This window comes from Streptomyces altiplanensis (assembly GCF_053591575.1).
The window spans coordinates 1-15,674 of sequence record NZ_JBSFUB010000130.1; the positions used below are offsets into that span (position 1 = coordinate 1).

The 15,674-nt window shown below is 72.4% G+C and carries 17 protein-coding genes and 2 pseudogenes; 8 read left to right on the plus strand and 11 right to left on the minus strand.

Annotation, left to right across the window (positions count from 1 at the left end; all coding sequences use genetic code 11):
- Positions 1–112, plus strand: a pseudogene (locus ACWD0Y_RS32940) (branched chain amino acid aminotransferase); the annotation flags it as partial.
- A 163-nt stretch (positions 113–275) separates the two neighbouring features.
- On the opposite strand, the gene ACWD0Y_RS32945 reads toward ACWD0Y_RS32940, so the two are convergent.
- The 3 genes from ACWD0Y_RS32945 to ACWD0Y_RS32955 all read right to left on the minus strand — a co-directional run bounded on the left by ACWD0Y_RS32945 (position 276) and on the right by ACWD0Y_RS32955 (position 3,435).
- Entirely contained in the window at positions 276–1,610 is a 1,335-nt protein-coding gene (locus ACWD0Y_RS32945; RefSeq protein ID WP_450263946.1) for a DUF2637 domain-containing protein, read from the minus strand.
- 166 nt (positions 1,611–1,776) lie between these two features.
- Entirely contained in the window at positions 1,777–2,487 is a 711-nt protein-coding gene (locus tag ACWD0Y_RS32950; protein WP_450263947.1) for a DUF3558 family protein, read from the minus strand.
- A gap of 33 nt (positions 2,488–2,520) precedes the next feature.
- Positions 2,521–3,435 (minus strand): DUF3558 domain-containing protein, encoded by a 915-nt coding sequence (locus ACWD0Y_RS32955; protein ID WP_450263948.1) that lies wholly within the window; start codon positions 3,433–3,435, stop codon positions 2,521–2,523.
- A 159-nt stretch (positions 3,436–3,594) separates the two neighbouring features.
- Between ACWD0Y_RS32955 and ACWD0Y_RS32960 the strand changes: the two genes are divergently transcribed.
- From ACWD0Y_RS32960 to ACWD0Y_RS32980, 5 genes are all read left to right on the plus strand, one after another.
- Positions 3,595–4,788: an RtcB family protein gene (locus tag ACWD0Y_RS32960; RefSeq protein ID WP_450263949.1), complete on the plus strand. Its 1,194-nt coding sequence runs from the start codon at positions 3,595–3,597 to the stop codon at positions 4,786–4,788.
- A 385-nt stretch (positions 4,789–5,173) separates the two neighbouring features.
- Positions 5,174–6,409: a Cmx/CmrA family chloramphenicol efflux MFS transporter gene (locus tag ACWD0Y_RS32965; RefSeq protein ID WP_450263950.1), complete on the plus strand. Its 1,236-nt coding sequence runs from the start codon at positions 5,174–5,176 to the stop codon at positions 6,407–6,409.
- A 260-nt stretch (positions 6,410–6,669) separates the two neighbouring features.
- On the plus strand, positions 6,670–7,365 hold the full coding sequence (locus ACWD0Y_RS32970) for a hypothetical protein (protein WP_450263951.1): 696 nt from the start codon (positions 6,670–6,672) through the stop codon (positions 7,363–7,365).
- 1 nt (position 7,366) lies between these two features.
- Positions 7,367–7,816, plus strand: coding sequence for a phage holin family protein (locus ACWD0Y_RS32975; protein WP_450263952.1), 450 nt, complete (start codon positions 7,367–7,369; stop codon positions 7,814–7,816).
- Positions 7,792–8,448, plus strand: a complete 657-nt coding sequence (locus tag ACWD0Y_RS32980; RefSeq protein ID WP_450263953.1) for a DUF3618 domain-containing protein — start codon at positions 7,792–7,794, stop codon at positions 8,446–8,448. The genes ACWD0Y_RS32975 and ACWD0Y_RS32980 overlap by 25 nt, the downstream gene beginning before the upstream one ends.
- A 147-nt stretch (positions 8,449–8,595) precedes the next feature.
- On the opposite strand, the gene ACWD0Y_RS32985 is transcribed toward ACWD0Y_RS32980, so the two are convergent.
- Together ACWD0Y_RS32985 and ACWD0Y_RS32990 are read right to left on the minus strand one after the other, a co-directional pair.
- Positions 8,596–9,351, minus strand: coding sequence for an SDR family NAD(P)-dependent oxidoreductase (locus ACWD0Y_RS32985; RefSeq protein ID WP_093799664.1), 756 nt, complete (start codon positions 9,349–9,351; stop codon positions 8,596–8,598).
- A 10-nt stretch (positions 9,352–9,361) separates the two neighbouring features.
- Positions 9,362–9,718, minus strand: coding sequence for a YnfA family protein (locus tag ACWD0Y_RS32990; protein ID WP_450263954.1), 357 nt, complete (start codon positions 9,716–9,718; stop codon positions 9,362–9,364).
- Between the two features lie 83 nt (positions 9,719–9,801).
- On the opposite strand from ACWD0Y_RS32990, the gene ACWD0Y_RS32995 reads away from it, so the two are divergent.
- Complete coding sequence (locus ACWD0Y_RS32995) at positions 9,802–10,428, plus strand: TetR/AcrR family transcriptional regulator (protein WP_450263955.1); 627 nt, start codon at positions 9,802–9,804, stop codon at positions 10,426–10,428.
- 138 nt (positions 10,429–10,566) lie between these two features.
- On the opposite strand, the gene ACWD0Y_RS33000 is transcribed toward ACWD0Y_RS32995, so the two are convergent.
- The 6 genes and pseudogenes from ACWD0Y_RS33000 to ACWD0Y_RS33025 form a co-directional block, all read right to left on the minus strand.
- Entirely contained in the window at positions 10,567–11,310 is a 744-nt protein-coding gene (locus ACWD0Y_RS33000; protein WP_450263956.1) for a Mut7-C RNAse domain-containing protein, read from the minus strand.
- 71 nt (positions 11,311–11,381) lie between these two features.
- A pseudogene (locus ACWD0Y_RS33005) lies at positions 11,382–11,771 on the minus strand (PH domain-containing protein); the annotation flags it as partial.
- Between the two features lie 314 nt (positions 11,772–12,085).
- Complete coding sequence (locus tag ACWD0Y_RS33010; RefSeq protein WP_450263957.1) at positions 12,086–12,592, minus strand: GNAT family N-acetyltransferase; 507 nt, start codon at positions 12,590–12,592, stop codon at positions 12,086–12,088.
- Between the two features lie 9 nt (positions 12,593–12,601).
- Positions 12,602–12,835, minus strand: coding sequence for a hypothetical protein (locus ACWD0Y_RS33015; RefSeq protein ID WP_450263958.1), 234 nt, complete (start codon positions 12,833–12,835; stop codon positions 12,602–12,604).
- Positions 12,836–12,993: 158 nt separating this feature from the next.
- A complete protein-coding gene (locus ACWD0Y_RS33020) occupies positions 12,994–13,638 on the minus strand; it encodes a response regulator (protein WP_450263959.1) in 645 nt (214 codons plus the stop codon).
- Positions 13,635–14,816, minus strand: a complete 1,182-nt coding sequence (locus ACWD0Y_RS33025; RefSeq protein WP_450263960.1) for a sensor histidine kinase — start codon at positions 14,814–14,816, stop codon at positions 13,635–13,637. The genes ACWD0Y_RS33020 and ACWD0Y_RS33025 overlap by 4 nt, the downstream gene beginning before the upstream one ends.
- A 157-nt stretch (positions 14,817–14,973) precedes the next feature.
- On the opposite strand from ACWD0Y_RS33025, the gene ACWD0Y_RS33030 reads away from it, so the two are divergent.
- A partial coding sequence (locus ACWD0Y_RS33030) for a VanZ family protein (protein ID WP_450263961.1) occupies positions 14,974–15,674 on the plus strand: 701 nt, incomplete at its 3' end.

The window sequence follows — 15,674 nt, forward strand, 5'->3', positions numbered from 1 at the left end:
GGAGCGCGAGGCGGTCCTGGCCAACCCCGGATTCGGCCGCCACTTCACCGACCACATGGTCACCATCCGGTGGACCGAGGGCCGTGGCTGGCACGCCGCTCCCGGACTGCCGGGGCGGCGGCCCTCTCGTTCGTGTGCGGGGGACGCGCGGGGGAGGGGGTCCGGTGGCGCTGCGTCCTTCGGTGTACTCGGGGTCCGGCCGGGGGCTACGTCGCCCTCGCCGTGGCCGGGGCCGTCCTGGCGCTGTGGGGAGGGGCGGCGTGCGGGAAGCGGGCCTAGGCGATGTGCTCGGCGTCGAGTTCGTGCTCGTAGCGGACCCTGAAGCGCTTCGTGTACTCCGTCAGTTCGCCGGGGGTCGGGGCCTCGGCGTACATGTCCTGGACGTAGGAACCGAACTGACGGGGCGACGGGAAGGCGCTGTACTCGCTCAGGTACCTGCGGAACGCGTCGTAGTAGATCTCCTCGGGGGAGACCTCTTCGGACTCGGGGTAGTGCCCGGCATCCGGGTACTGCGCCGGGTCCTGCTCGTGGCGCGGGCCGGGGACGGAGCCGAGGGGGCGGGCGGGGTCCGGGGCCTCGGCGTACGCCGTCGGGTCGTAGGCGTTGCCGTACGTCTGCTGTGCCTGCTGTGCCTGCTGTGTCTGTGGCGCGGCGAACCACGGGCTCTCGTGCGAGCCGGGGCCCTCCTCCGGGGTGGCGTGCACCTCGTGCTCGTCCTCGGGCTCGTGCTCGTGGTCCAGGTCCGGGGCCTCCAGCCACTCCTCGTCGGGGTGGGGCTGCCCGTGCGTCCGCTCCGGGGCCTGCTCCTGCTGCTCCCGTACCGGCTGGGGCTGGGGCTGGGGCTGGGACGGGGACTGGGGCGGCAGTGCCCGGCGTTCCTGGGGCTGCGCCCCGATCTCCGGGGCCGGGGGCAGCAGCGCCGGCTCGATGCCGGCCGCGGCCAGGCCCGCGGCGGCCGTGTCCGCGAGCGGGACGCCGTACTTCGCGAGGCGCAGCGGCATCAGCGACTCGACGGGGGCCTTGCGGCGCCAGGCGCGCCCGTACCGGGCCTGGAGGCGTGCCTGGTAGATCAGGCGGTCCTGCTCCAGCTTGATGACCTGCTCGTACGAGCGCAGCTCCCACAGCTTCATGCGCCGCCACAGCTTGAACGTCGGCAGGGGCGAGAGCAGCCAGCGGGTCAGGCGTACGCCCTCCATGTGCTTGTCGGCCGTGATGTCGGCGATCCGGCCGACCGCGTGCCGCGCCGCCTCGACCGAGACCACGAAGAGGACCGGGATGACGGCGTGCATGCCGACGCCCAGCGGATCGGGCCAGGACGCCGCGCCGTTGAAGGCGATCGTCGCGGCGGTCAGCAGCCACGCCGTCTGGCGCAGGAGGGGGAACGGGATGCGCATCCAGGTCAGGAGGAGGTCCAGGGCCAGCAGGACGCAGATGCCCGCGTCGATGCCGATCGGGAAGACCAGCGAGAAGTCCCCGAAGCCCTTCTCCTCGGCGAGCTCGCGCACGGCGGCGTACGAGCCGGCGAAACCGATCGCGGCGATGACGACCGCTCCCGCGACGACGACACCGATCAATATGCGGTGCGTGCGTGTCAACTGCATCGCGGCCACCCGCGATCCCCTCCCGTTACGTCGAACTTGGCGGGGTCAGCCTGGCACATGCGTGCGGGGCCCGTTGCGGGGGTACGGGCGGAGCCCGGCCTCCGGGGGAGGGCCGGGCTCCGTGAGCTGCCGGAAATCAGCCGGTACGCGCCGGTTTCCCTTTTTCTGCCGAGTGCTACTTGTTCGCCGCGGCAACCGAGGCCACGGCCTCCTTGGCCGCCTTCTGGGCGTCCTCCAGCAGGTCGGAGGTCTTGGGGGACTTGGCGCCCTGGTAGCCGGCGCCGTTGTAGACGACGGTGGCGACGACGTTCTCCGTACGTGTCACGACCGTTGCGTACTTGAAGTCCGCGTCCGTCTTGCGCAGGTCGTACGTCACCACTGTCGCCTGGTCGCCGATGGAGGCGGCGGCCTTCGACTCGACCTTCTTCGCGCCGTCCGTCGCCTTCGCGCCGTCGACCTGCTTCGCGTAGTACTCCTCGGCCAGCTTGTCGCCGGGGCCGCGGGTCTGGTCGGAGTCGTAGCGCATGAAGGAGACGGAGAGCCAGCGGTACTGGGAGCCGTCGACGCCCTTGTTGTCCAGGCCGTTCCAGGAGCAACCACCGCGCGTGGACACGTCTTTGGACTTGTCGGCGGTACCGGACTCGTCCTTCGCCTCGGGCACCAGCGAGCCGACCGTCTTCTTCTTGATCGACTTGCAGGGCTCGGGCAGCTTCGAGAACACCGCGGGCTCGACGGTCGGCGTCGCCGACGCCGTGGGCGAGGCGCTGGCGGACGGGGACGCGTCCTTATCGCCTTCGGAGTCCGAGGAGCAGCCGGCGGCGACGAGCATCACCGGGACGGCTGCGCAGGCGAGTATGCGAGAGAGTCGCGGGGCTGATCGGTGCATGGTTCCTTCGCTCATGGGTCGGCTGATCGCTGGTTACTGGTCGCTGAACTGCTCGGCGAGTCTGCGGGCCAGGGCCCGCGTCTTCTCCTGCAGTTCCCTGCTGTCGGGGACATCGGTGGTCAGGGTGGGCTGCGCGCTGTACTGGACGGTCACGATGACGTTCGAGGTGCGGAACACCACGCTGACGGTACGGCGCTGGGTGGTCGAGCCGGAGCGGGTCAGGGCGTCGTCCAGGAAGGCGGCGTCGCCGAGGCCGGTGAGGACGCGGGGCTCAAGACCTTCGGGGGTCTGGGTGCCGGTGCCGGTGCCGGGCGTGGTGCCGTTCTCGCCGTCGGAGGCGTCGCTGCCGGGAGTCGGGGCGCCGGACTCGTCACCGGCCTGGTCGCCGGCCTCGTCACCGGCCTCGGAGGCGGGCGCGGTGGGGGATTCGCCGGCTCCGGGGGACGCGCTCGCTTCTCCCTCGCCGCCCTTCTCTCCGCCCGTGTCATTCTCCGCCGGGCGCTCGACGGGGGCCGGGAGGTCCGCCGCGGCCTCCTGCCTGGCGTACACCTCCTTCGCGCGGTCGTCGTCGCTGACGTCGGAGTCGTACGAGACGACCCGCTCGAAGTCGACCAGGAGCTGGTGCGTGGTGCCCGGGGAGTCCGCCTTCCAGTGGCAGCCGACGCGCCGGTCCGTGTCGTACGTGACGGCGGCGGTGCCCGCGTACACCTTCTTCTGCTGTTCCTCGGGGAGTGTGGCGGCGCCGGGGAGGAGGTTGCGGAGGGTGCCCCGGTCGACGGAGCCGCAGGGCTCGCGGAGCGTGCGGTACTTGCCGGGGGCGGCGACGGAGGTGGTGGTCTCGCCCGCCTTGGAGTCGGCGCTGGAGTCGTCGGTGCCGGAGCCGCCGGTACAGCCGGCGGCGAGCGCCGCGAGGAGCGCGACGCCGGGTACGTACGCCTTTCGCTGCACGGCCCAGGCTCCCTTCGATCAGAAATGCGGTTGCCGCGCGATGGCGGCCGATGGACACAATGTGTATCGCACGCGCTGGCCAAACGCCGGTCCGCTGTCTCTTTCGCGGTACTTGGTGCCAGATTTGCGTTTTCTTTATTTCGGGGGAATCGGGGAGTTATGTCGTACGTAGAGGTGCCGGGCGCGAAGGTTCCGATCCGGATGTGGGCGGATCCGGCCACGGTCGAGGGCGGCGCGATGCAGCAGCTCCAGAACGTCGCCACCCTGCCCTGGATCAAGGGCCTCGCCGTCATGCCGGACGTCCACTACGGCAAGGGCGCCACCGTCGGCTCGGTGATCGCGATGCACGGAGCGGTCTGTCCGGCCGCGGTCGGTGTGGACATCGGCTGCGGCATGTCGGCGGTGAAGACGTCACTGACGGCGAACGACCTTCCGGGCGACCTCTCGCGGCTCCGGTCGAAGATCGAGCAGGCGATTCCGGTGGGCCGGGGGATGCACGACAGTCCGGTCGACCCCGGGCGGCTGCACGGCTTCCCGACGGCGAAGTGGGACGACTTCTGGGGGCGGTTCGACGGCGTGGCCGATGCGGTCAAATTCCGTCAGGAGCGTGCCGCGAAGCAGATGGGGACCCTGGGGTCGGGGAATCACTTCATTGAGTTCTGCATCGATTCGGCCGATTCCGTGTGGCTGATGCTCCACTCCGGCTCGCGGAACATCGGGAAGGAGCTGGCCGAGTACCACATCGGCCAGGCCCAGAAGCTCCCGCACAACCAGGGGCTGATCGACCGCGACCTGGCGGTCTTCGTCTCGGACACTCCGCAGATGGCGGCGTACCGCAACGACCTCTTCTGGGCGCAGGAGTACGCGAAGCACAACCGCGCGATCATGATGGGGCTCTTCCAGGACGTGGTCCGCCGGGAGTTCAAGAAGGCCAGGGTGACCTTCGAGCCGGTCATCTCCTGTCACCACAACTACGTCAGCGAAGAGCGTTACGAGGGCCTGGACCTGCTGGTCACCCGCAAGGGGGCGATCCGGGCGGGCTCCGGTGACTTCGGGATCATCCCGGGCTCGATGGGCACGGGCTCGTACATCGTGAAGGGGCTGGGGAACGAGAAGTCGTTCAACTCGGCCTCGCACGGCGCCGGCCGGCGGATGAGCCGCAGCGCGGCGAAGCGGCGCTTCTCCGCGCAGGACCTGGCAGAGCAGACGCGGGGCGTGGAGTGCCGGAAGGACTCCGGTGTCGTGGACGAGATCCCGGCCGCGTACAAGCCGATCGAGCAGGTCATCGACCAGCAGCGGGACCTCGTCGAGGTCGTCGCGAAGCTGAAGCAGGTCATCTGCGTGAAGGGCTGACGACGCCCCGGGCGTGGAAAGGCGGAAGGCGGAAGGTGGGAGACGGAAGGCCCCGGCTGTGGTTGCCGGGGCCTTCCGCGCGTCCGGAAACCGGTGGAGGGGCCCGGGTGCGTGCTGGTAGCTTCGCCGGCATGTCCTGCCCTGAATCCGACAGAGGCTAGCCACCGGTCGTCCGGTGGCTGACCCTGGGCGCGCTGAAGCCGCCGGCCCGAGAGGCCGTGGGCGTGCTTCGCGCGGCTGTCGTCGCCGGATCACCGGGTCTGCGTGGACCGCCCCCCTCGTTTCGTTCTGTGCGTGCGGGCGTCCGTTTCTCACCGGTCTCACCGGTCTCACCGGTCTCACCGGTCTCACTGGTTGATCCGCCGACCGCTTCTGGGGTTCCTTCATGCCATTCGCTGTTTTCGTGCTCGGGCTGGCCGTCTTCGCCCAGGGCACATCGGAGTTCATGCTGTCCGGCCTGGTGTCGGACATCGCCGACGATCTGAACGTGTCCATTCCGGCCGCCGGGCTGCTGACCTCGGGGTTCGCGGTCGGGATGGTGATCGGGGCGCCCCTGATGGCGCTCTGGAGCCGGAAGTGGCCGCGACGACGGGCCCTGCTGGTCTTCCTGGGGGTCTTTGTCGCCGTCCATGTGATCGGCGCTGTCACTCCCAGCTACGGGGTGCTGCTCGCGACGCGGGTGGCCGGGGCGCTCGCGAACGCCGGGTTCTGGGCCGTCGCCCTGGTGGCCGCCGTCGGCATGGTCGCGCCCGGGGCCCGGGCGCGTGCCACGTCCGTCGTGGTCGGCGGGGTCACCGTCGCCTGCGTGGTGGGTGTGCCCGGTGGCGCGCTGCTGGGGGAGCAGTGGGGGTGGCGGTCGGCGTTCTGGGCGGTGGCCGTCCTGTCGCTGCCGGCTGTCCTCGCGATCGCGCGGACGATCCCGGACGAGCGGACCGGGGCCGGGGAGGTGAGCGCGCGGGAGGAGCTGCGGGTTCTGCGGGGGGCTCCGTTGCTGCTGACGCTGGTGACGATGGCGCTCGTACAGGGAGCCACGTTCTGCGCGTTCTCCTATGTGGAGCCGCTGGTCACGCATGTCACCGGGCTGGGGGCCCTGTGGGTGCCGGCCGTGCTCGCGCTCTTCGGGGTGGGCTCGTTCGTCGGTGTGACCGTCGCGGGACGGATCGCCGATGTGCGGCCGGACGCGCTGGTGGTGGCCGGTATGGCGTCACTCGCGCTCGGGTGGGCGGTGCTCGCGGTGGCTGCCGGGAGCCCGGTGGCGGCGATCGTGCTCGTAGGCGTGCAGGGAATGCTCGCGTTCGGTACCGGGACGGTGCTGATCTCACGGGTGTTCCGCCTGGCGGGGAAGGCGCCGACGCTGGCCGGGGCGTTCGCCACGGCGGCGTTCAACGTGGGCGGCGCGGCCGGTCCGTGGGCCGGCGGGCTCGCGATCGGGGCGGGGTTCGGTTTCCGTTCGCCGGTGTGGGTGAGCGCCGGATCGATGGTCCTCGCACTGGTCACCTTCGGGGTCCTGCTGCTGGTGGTGCGGCGACGGGACCGGGCCGCCGGGAACCGCTCGGACGGCGGGACCGGACGCGTGTCCTCCGGGGCCCGGGGGCGAGAGGCGGCGGGCGGGAAGGCGTGAGGAGGCGTCCTGCGCGCGGTGCGATTTCGGAATATGGCTTTCGTCTGTTTCGCCCGCTTCTGGGGGGTTACCCGGAGGTTGTCCCAGCCAGCACAAGAGCACACGGGGCGTGGCGCAGGTTTCGGCGTACCGAGCCGGGCGAGAGCGCGACAGCACGCGGTGGCGGAGTGGTCCCCACCCCCGATCCGTCCGCGGTCCGGCCCAGTCCGGCCTCTGCCGGTGTGCGGGGCCCTGCGCGTCCCCCGAAGAAGGTGGAATCCATGAGTGGTGTGTCCGCGAATGGCGGTGCCGGGCGTGTCCAGCAGGCCGGGCAGACAGCGAAGGACGAGGCGTCGGTCACGGCCGGCCAGGCCAAGCAGGCCGCGGGTGAGGTCGCGGGGTCGGTCGCGCAGCAGGCCAGGACAGTCACCGGCGAAGCCCGGCAGCAGGCCGGCACCGCGGTGCGTGACCTGCGGGGGCGCGTGAACGACGAGGTGCGGGGTCAGACCGAGCGCGCGGCGGGCACGGTGCGGCAGTGGGCGGACGATCTCGCCGGGCTGGCGCAGAACGCGCCTGGTAATTCCCCGGTGCGCGGCCTGGTGGAACAGGCGGCCGACGGTGGTCACCGCGCTGCCGACTACCTGGAGAAGAACGGTGTGGGCGGCGTGGCCGACAACGTCCGCAGCTTCGCCCGCCGCCGGCCCGGGGTGTTCCTGGGCGGAGCGGCGCTGGCGGGTCTGGCCGTCGGCAGGCTCGCCAAGGCAGGCAAGGCGGGCGGCAGCGGTACGGGGAGCGGCGGTACGACGGGCAGTGACGTCGTCGGCCAGGCCCCGCAGGTTCCCCCGGTGCAGCCGCCGCCCCCGGCCGACGGCACGCTGCCCCCGGCTGACGGCACGCTGCCCCCGGGCGACGGCACGCTGCCGCGGGCCGCCGGATGGGGCGATCTGCCCGGCACGCCCGGTACACCGGAGGTGTGAGATGTCGACGTATTCGCCGCAGGCCCCGCTGAAGCGGAGGCAACAGAGCCCGGTGGAAGAGAGGCCGGTGGTGGAGGACAGGTCGGTGGGAGAGCTGCTGTCCGAGGTCACCTCGGACGTGCAGCTGCTCTTCCGCAAGGAGATGGAGCTGGCCAAGCTCGAGATCCGTGAGGAGGCCACTAAGGCGGGCAAGGCCGCGGGGATGTACGGCGGAGCGGGATTCGCCGGATACATGGTGGCCCTCTTCGCATCACTGGCAGCCGTGTTCGGCCTGGCGAACGTGATGGACGGGGGCTGGGCCGCCCTGATCGTCACCGCGGTGTGGGCGGTGGTCGGTGCCGTCCTGTTCGTGATGGGGCGCGCCCGGATGCGGACCGTGTCACCGAAGCCGGAACAGACCGTGCAGACACTGAAGGAGGACGCGCAATGGGCACGTCACCCGACCAAGTAAGGGCCGACATCGAGATGACGCGGGAGAAGCTGTCCGGCGACGTCGACCGGCTGGCCGACCGTACGAGCCCGCGCCGGATGGCGCACCGCCGCACCCAGCGGGTCCGCGGTGCGGTGTCGGGGGTGCGGGAGCGGGTCATGGGCACCGCCTCGCACACCACGAGCCGGGCCCAGGAGCGTATGCAGCAGACCGCGGGGCAGGCCGCGGACACCGTGCGCCAGACGGCGGGCCAGGCGGGCGAAGCGGTCAGGAAGGCGCCCGAGGAGGCGATACGGCAGACGGAGGGCAACCCGCTGGCGGCCGGTCTGATCGCCTTCGGCGCGGGGCTGCTGGCCGGCTCGATGCTGCCGAGTACGCAGGCCGAGCAGCAGGCGGCCGCGCAGCTGTCGGACCGGGCCGGCGGGGCCGTCGAACCGGTCAAGCAGGCGGCGGCCGAGTCGGCGCAGCACCTGAAGGAGGACGCCACCCAGGTCGCGCAGCAGGCGGTGCAGGAAGTCAAGGAGACTGCCGCCGAGGCCGCTCGTACGACGAAGGAGCAGGCGCGTGACCAGGCGGGTCAGGTCACGGAGCAGGCTCGTCAGTCGGGCCAGACGGTCGCGGGCGAGGCCCGGGACCAGACCGGGCGGGGGTGAGCGGCCCACGGCGCGCTCTGTGGCGACGCGCTCTTCCCCGACGGCCCGCACCGGGACCCTGATTCCCGGTGCGGGCCGTTTTTCCGCCGGTGGTGCCGGTGGTGCCGGTGGTGTCCGGGCGGGGAGCCGTCGGCCGCGCGGGGACGGTCACAGTTCGCGGTGGACCTTGGTGTTGGAGGCCTGGGCGCGGGGGCGGACCACCAGGAGGTCGATGTTGACGTGGCTGGGGCGGGTGACCGCCCACGTGACGGTCTCGGCCACGTCGTCGGCGGTGAGGGGTTCGGCGACGCCCTCGTAGACCTTGGCGGCCTTGTCGGTGTCGCCCCGGAAGCGGGTGGTGGCGAACTCCTCGGTCTTGACCATGCCGGGCGCGATCTCGATCACGCGGACCGGGGTGCCGACGATCTCCAGGCGGAGGGTCTCGGCGAGGACGTGCGCGCCGTGCTTGGCCGCGACGTAACCACCGCCGTTCTCGTACGTGCCGTGGCCGGCCGTGGAGGAGAGGACGACCACCGTGCCGTCGCCGCTCGCGGTGAGGGCGGGGAGCAGGGCCTGGGTGAGGTTGAGGGTGCCGATGACGTTGGTCTCGTACATCCGGCGCCAGTCGGCGGGGTCGCTGGTGGCGACGGGGTCGGCGCCGAGCGCGCCGCCGGCGTTGTTGACGAGGAGGGCGAGGGTGCGGAAGGCGGTGGCGAACTCGTCGACCGCCGCACGGTCGGTGACGTCCAGCGCGTACGCCGTCGCCTGGTGGCCCGCGGCGGTGAGTTCGGCCTCCAGCGCCTCGATGCGGTCCTTGCGGCGGGCGGTGAGGACGACGCGGTAGCCGGCGGCGGCCAGCCGACGGGCGGTGGCGGCGCCGATTCCGCTGCTTGCTCCGGTGATGACGGCGATAGGCGTAGGCATGGTGTACAGGCTAGCGAGAGCGTGGTGCGTACATGATCAGGGCCATTCCGGCGAGGCAGACGAGGGCGCCGACGACGTCCCAGCGGTCGGGCCGGTAGCCGTCGGCGATCATGCCCCAGGCGAGGGAGCCGGCGACGAAGACCCCGCCGTACGCGGCGAGGATACGGCCGAATTCGCCCTCGGGCTGGAGGGTGGCGACGAAGCCGTACGCGCCGAGGGCGACGACTCCGGCGCCGATCCAGATCCAGCCGCGCCCGTGCCCCTGCCCGTGGCCCCCGCCGCGCACGCCCTGCCAGACGAGCCAGGCACCGCCGATCTCCAGGAGGGCGGCGAGGAGGAAGAGGGCGGCGGAGCGGGCGACGGTCATGCGCTCAGCGTGCCACGGGACGAGGGGCGGCCACTCCTTTGGGGCCATGGCACGTCAACGGCTGTTGGCATACATTCGTTGGCATGAGTGAAGCACCTGGCCCACCCCCACCCGCACCCGCACCTGTTCCCGCACCCGCGCCCGCTCCCGCGCCCCGCCGGTCCGACGCCACCAGGGCGGCGATCCTCGACGCCGCCCGCGAGCGGTTCGCGGCCGACGGGTACGAGCGCGCCACCATCCGCGCGATCGCGCGCGACGCCGGGATCGACCCGTCGATGGTGATGCGCTACTACGGCAACAAGGAGGGGCTGTTCGCCGCCGCGTCCGAGTTCGACCTGAGGCTGCCGGACCTGGGGGACGCGGCCGGGCCGGGCCGGCAGGTGGGCGCCGTCCTGGTCGGGCACTTCCTCGACCGCTGGGAGGAGGACGAGGTGCTGACCGCGCTGCTGCGGGTCGGTGTCACCAACGCAGCCGGGGCCGAGCGCATGCGGGCCGTCTTCCGGGAGCAGCTCGGTCCCGTCGTCGCCGCTGTCGGCCCGCACCCCGAGGAGGCGCCGGAGCGGGCCGCGCTGGTGGCCTCCCAGATACTCGGCATGGCGTTGGCGCGGTACGTGCTGCGGCTGCCGCCCGCCGTGGAGATGACGCGGCAGGAGGTCGTCGACTGGCTGGCGCCCACCGTGCAGCGGTACCTGACGGCGGAGCGGCCGTAGGCGGGCGGAGGCGGGCGGAGGCGTTTCTGACCCGTCGGCCGGCTGCGCGGCGACGAGCCGGACCGCCGGGGCGACGGACGGCCGGGGCGACGGACGGGGCGACGGACGGCCGGGCCGCCGGTTCGAGGGGGGACCGGGTCAGGAAGCCTGTGCCGCCGCGCCGCCGTAGGTGCGCAGGGCGTCCTCGACGATCGTCTGCAGGCGCGAGTGGTGGGCGCCGTTCCAGTAGACGCGCCGGCACTCCGTGCACTGGGCGAAGACGTCGTACGAGCGCTCGGTGCCGCCTTCGAGGAATTCGCTGACGGATTCCTTCGTGGCGCCCTCCAGGTCGCCGTTGCAGGCGACGCAGCGCGTCCACGGAGTGAGGGCGGGCGCGAACCGGCTGAGTACGTCGTCGAGCTGCTCATCGGGGCGGTCGCTGTAGACGTACGCGCCGGCCCACAGCTCGCGGCGCCGCAGCAGCCCCCGGTCCCGCGACAGCAGTACGCGCCGGTCGCGCGCCGAGTACGCCGCGAGGGCCGGGTCGCCGATGTCCTCGCTGAAGTACGCCGTGTCGATGCCCAGCAGCCGCAGCCGCCGCGCCAGCGTGCCGAGGTGGACGTCGAGGAGGAGACGCAGCGGCGCCCCCGGCACCCGCTGCGGCCGCCGCACCGCGCGCACGTCGACCTTCTCGCCCGCCGCCGGGATGTGCGAGGCCGGGACTTCGCGGCCGTCGACGAGCAGCTGCCCCGCTTCGGTGAGCGGGATGCCGAGCGACTCGACGACGTGGCCGAGCGACGAGGCGCCGTCGGTGGCCAGGGCCGTACGTCCGTCGCGCCGCTGCGCCGCGACGAAGAGGTGCAGCTCGGGGGCGACGCTGAGGTGGATCTCCGGTCCGTTCACGCCGCCAGCATGCCACTGGGGCGGACGCCTCATCCAGCGGCTTTCCGGCCGGTGGGGGCCGCCGGGGGCGGTCATGGCGCGGGGTTCACGGTGTTCGCGGGAGCTTTCGCAGGGCCCGCTTCCGCAGGGTCCGGCTCGCGGAGGATCCGGGTCAGGTCGGCCGGGGCGGCCACGAGGCGGACCGGCGTGCCCGCGTCGTCGAGCTCGGCGATGTGCCGGCTCCTGGGCGCGATGTCGCCGTCGCTGCCCCGGGCACGCCGCACGGCCATGACGGCGAGCCGTTCCACCGGTATCCGTTTCGCCGCGAACCGGCCCGGACCGGAGTGGGACGTCACCGCGGGCGGGCCGCCTCCGAGGACGACATGGGTGCCGAAGCCGTACGGGTTGTAGTCGGTGTGCTCCAGGAAGCGGGCGGCCAGGAACCCCTCCCTCTCCTCCCCGGCGGCCTCTTGGGCCGCCCCGGCCCCTCCATTCCCGCCTGTCTGTCCGATCCCTCCGACCTCTCCGGCCGCCCCGAGCCCCACGGAGAACCACAGGGCGCGCGCCCAGGGGGAACGGCAGATCACTTCACGGGCCTCGGTCATGCACGGAATGCTGCTCCCGGCAGGGCCGTACGTTCTTGTGCGCAATGCGGCAGCCTTCCGGCCGGCAACGCTGCCGACCGGGCGACTGGATAACCGCACGGCCGGGCACGCGGCGCGGACGACTGCCCGAGCGGGGAAGGGGAGGCGGCAACGGCGTTCAGGAAGAACATGGCTGTCGGGCCGTCAGGCTGTCAGGCCGTCAGATCCAGGCGCCAGTCGTTGCAGCGCATGATGCTTCCCGGCGGGAACTCGAAGTCGCACGGGCCGGCGAGCTCGAAACCCGCCTTCCTGCACAGGGCGTTCGACGCGGGATTGCCGACCGAGGGGAACGCGTGCAGGAAGCGGTGCCCGCCCTCCGCCCTCGCCGAAGCGATCGTCGCGGCGGCCGCCGCCGTCGCGACGCCCCGGCCCTGGAACTCGGGCAGTACGCTCCAGCCCGTTTCGTACACCGCCCCACCGTGCCAGGTCTGGCTCCAGAACCCGATCGTGCCGACCGCCCCGCCGTCCGGCAGCAGCACGACGCGGAACATCCGGCCGTTGTGCGTGCCGTCGCGGTTGACGTACCTCCGGTGCCGGGCGAGGACCTGCTCCTCGGTCTCCGGGCCCCCGACGTGTTCCGTCATCTCCGGCGCGTTGGCCCGCCGGAGCAGGCCGAGATCGCCCTCGGACCAGGGCTCCAGGCGTACGGTCGGCGGCATGGCCACAATCTAGCCCCGCCGCTCCGCCACCGGAGCGCGGTAGAGCTCTTCGATCTCCGCCCAGGACTCCCTGACGATGCCCTCGGCGATCGCCGTCAGGTCGGGCTCCACCGGCCGGGCGGCGCTCCGCGAGTGCCGTGGCGGGGCCGGGTGGCGCCGCCGCCACCAGCAGGAACACGCCGCGTAGATGCCGCTCGCGCACATCAGGACGGGTATGGCCAGGGCCGTCAGGACGTCGCCCACAGCGGGCCTCCTTCATGGGGGATCTCCCATGCATCGGCATCCGCCGACCGGTCCTGAAGGCCGTGCGCCGGACATGATGGGCCGATTCCGGTCGCCCGGTCGCCCGGTCGTACGGCCGGGGTGCGCTGCCGGGGAAGCGTCCGAGGAAGGCTTCTCCGTCAGCGTCCGAGGCCCGACTCCCAGGCCCAGGCGGCTATCTCGACCCTGTTGCGGACACCGAGTTTGCCCTGGACGTTGGTGAGATGAGTCTTCACGGTGCCCGCGCTGATGTGCAGGGCGGCGGCGATCTCCGCGTTGGTGTGCCCGCGGGAGACGAGGGCGGCGACCTCGGTCTCCCGCGGGGACAGGGGCGAGGGGCGGGCCGGAGCGGCTGCGGGGCGGACGAACCGCTGGAGCAGGCGGACGGTGATGGAGGGGCTGATGAGGGCCTCACCGGAGGCGGCGGAGCGGACGGCCTCGGCCAGCAGGCGAGGGCCCGCGTCCTTGAGGAGGAAGCCGCAGGCGCCGTGGTGCAGGGCCTGGTGGACGTACTCGTCGTCGTCGAAGGTCGTCACCATGACGACCTGCGGGGCGTGCGCGGCCCCGGGCCGGTGCAGGTGCCTCAGCGCCTCGATGCCGTTCAGCCGCGGCATGCGGATGTCCATGAGGACGACGTCGGGGCGGTGCTGTTCGGCCTGCTGGATCGCGGCGACCCCGTCGGCGGCCTGGGCGACGACCTCGATGCCGTCCTCGGCCGCCAGGATCATGGCCATGCCGGTGCGGACGATCGTCTGGTCGTCCGCGAGAAGGACACGGATGGTCATCGCAGTGCCTGTCGTAGGGGGAGCGGGAGATCGAGTGCGACGTGCCAGCCGGACTCCGGGGCGGGTCCTGCGGTCAGTGTGCCGCCGGCGGCGTCGGTGACCTCGCGCAGGCCGCGCAGTCCGTAGCCGGTGTCGTCGGACGGGCGCTGGTGTCCGTCGTCGGTGATCCGTACGGACACCCGGCGGCGGGAGACGTCCAGGTGCACCCGCACGGTGGTGCAGTCGCGGGCGTGTCTGCGGATGTTCGTCAGCGCTTCCATGACGACGCGTTCCACCAGGTGGGCGGCGTCCGCGGGGAGGGAGTCGGTCTGGCCGGTCTCGGTGAAGCGGACCCGGGCGCCGGGCAGCCGGCAGTCGGTGACGAGGGCGCGGACGGCGCCCGTGCCCGGTGCCCGTTTGTCCGGGACGATGTCCTCGCGCAGGGCGCCGACCATCTTCCGCATGGCGGTCAGCGCTTCCGCTCCGGTGGTCTCGATCAGTTCGAGGGCCTCGCCCACCGCCTGGGGCTTCTTGGCCGCGACGGCACGGGCACCCTGTGCCTGGACCACGATGCCCGATATGTGGTGGGCGACGAAGTCGTGCAGGTCCCGGGCGAAGCCGAGGCGCTGTTCGAGCCTGATCTGCTCCTCGCGCTGCCGGCGGGAGACGACGACCAGACGGCCGGTGAGGCCGGAGGCCAGGGCGCCGCTGGCCACCAGCGTCAGGACGAGTGCGACGACGCTGCTGCCCTCGTCCACCTCGATCACCAGCGGCCGCACGATGAGGGCGGTCATGAGCAGCGGCAGAGCGACGGCGGTGCCGGCCGGGGAGCCCCGCCGCGCCGTCACGTGCGTCAACACCATCAGGGCGGCCGGTTCCAAGAAGGTGTAGGCGTCCGAAGCCTGGCCCAGGGGTGAGCCGCTGCCCGCCGCCGCGCGCAGTCCGGCCGAGCAGGCCAGCGACACCAGGGCCGCTCCGCACGCCGCCCACGCCAGCATCGCGGGCGGCAGCGTGATCCCCACCGCCGGGAAGGCGACGGCCGCCGCCGCGGCCGTCGACAGGTACAGCAGGATTCCGGCGCCCTGGTGCTCCAGGGCGCCGGTGCCGAAGTCGATCAGCAGGGCCAGGCCGAGGACGCAGAGCAGCAAGGCGCCGCCGGCGAACCGGCCGACGGCCGCGGCGCGCGGTGAACTGAGCATGGTGGGCAATCTAGCCGCGCTCGCCCCCCGGCCCCCTCTGACGAAAGTCGTAGCCGTCCGCCGGGGAATGGGACTTTCAGGAGATCTGCCGGACCTGGTCCCGGAAGGAGGCTGGACCACGTCAGCGCCGCTCGTCCTGATCGAAGGAACAGCCCTCATGGACATCCGATACCAGGTGGACTCCGCGCCCGTTCTCGGCCCCGCGCTCCTCCTGTTCGCTGCCGGCACCGCCGTCCAGGTGTGGCGCGACGCGTGGAACACGCGCCGTGCCCTGCTGCAACTGGCCGCCGCCGTCTACGCCGCCGCCGTCCTCTCCCTGACGGTCTTCCCGCTGAACGTGACCTGGGGGGAGTACGCCAACCAGGCCCCCTGGACCGGTCAGATCAACTTCATCCCGCTGCTCACCGCGGACATCACCATCGTCCCCAACGTCATCATGATGGTGCCGGCCGGATTCCTGTTGCCCCTGTTGTTCCGGCAGGCCACCTCGGCCTCGCGGGCGGCCCTGATGACGGCGGCGGCCAGCCTGTCCGTGGAAGCAGCCCAGCTGCTGTCCTACATCGCCCTGAACAACGGCCGTTCCGTGGACGTCAACGACCTCCTCGCCAACACCCTCGGCGGACTCGTCGGCTACGTCCTGGTGGCCCTCGCCCTGCGCGCACCGGCTCTGCGCGGCCCCCTCCTCGCGGCCTCGCTGCCCCGCTCCGCTGCGCTCCAGGAAGACCGCCGGCGGGCCGCGACCGCCGACGCGCCCCGGCCTGTCCCGGTCGCGGCCCCCGTCATCCGTCCCTGCCCGCCGATGTCGTCGGCGGGCTGTTCGCCCTGGGCGGTCCGGACGGCAGCGGCATCTGGCCGTGG

Excerpts from the sequence above, each read along its gene's own strand:
- ACWD0Y_RS32950 (WP_450263947.1), bottom strand. The coding sequence starts at position 2,487 with ATGCACCGATCAGCCCCGCGACTCTCTCGCATACTCGCCTGCGCAGCC.
- ACWD0Y_RS32960 (WP_450263949.1), top strand. The coding sequence starts at position 3,595 with ATGTCGTACGTAGAGGTGCCGGGCGCGAAGGTTCCGATCCGGATGTGG.
- ACWD0Y_RS32965 (WP_450263950.1), top strand. The coding sequence starts at position 5,174 with ATGCCATTCGCTGTTTTCGTGCTCGGGCTGGCCGTCTTCGCCCAGGGC.
- ACWD0Y_RS32970 (WP_450263951.1), top strand. The coding sequence starts at position 6,670 with ATGAGTGGTGTGTCCGCGAATGGCGGTGCCGGGCGTGTCCAGCAGGCC.
- ACWD0Y_RS32975 (WP_450263952.1), top strand. The coding sequence starts at position 7,367 with ATGTCGACGTATTCGCCGCAGGCCCCGCTGAAGCGGAGGCAACAGAGC.
- ACWD0Y_RS32980 (WP_450263953.1), top strand. The coding sequence starts at position 7,792 with ATGGGCACGTCACCCGACCAAGTAAGGGCCGACATCGAGATGACGCGG.
- ACWD0Y_RS32985 (WP_093799664.1), bottom strand. The coding sequence starts at position 9,351 with ATGCCTACGCCTATCGCCGTCATCACCGGAGCAAGCAGCGGAATCGGC.
- ACWD0Y_RS32990 (WP_450263954.1), bottom strand. The coding sequence starts at position 9,718 with ATGACCGTCGCCCGCTCCGCCGCCCTCTTCCTCCTCGCCGCCCTCCTG.
- ACWD0Y_RS32995 (WP_450263955.1), top strand. The coding sequence starts at position 9,802 with ATGAGTGAAGCACCTGGCCCACCCCCACCCGCACCCGCACCTGTTCCC.
- ACWD0Y_RS33010 (WP_450263957.1), bottom strand. The coding sequence starts at position 12,592 with ATGCCGCCGACCGTACGCCTGGAGCCCTGGTCCGAGGGCGATCTCGGC.
- ACWD0Y_RS33020 (WP_450263959.1), bottom strand. The coding sequence starts at position 13,638 with ATGACCATCCGTGTCCTTCTCGCGGACGACCAGACGATCGTCCGCACC.
- ACWD0Y_RS33025 (WP_450263960.1), bottom strand. The coding sequence starts at position 14,816 with ATGCTCAGTTCACCGCGCGCCGCGGCCGTCGGCCGGTTCGCCGGCGGC.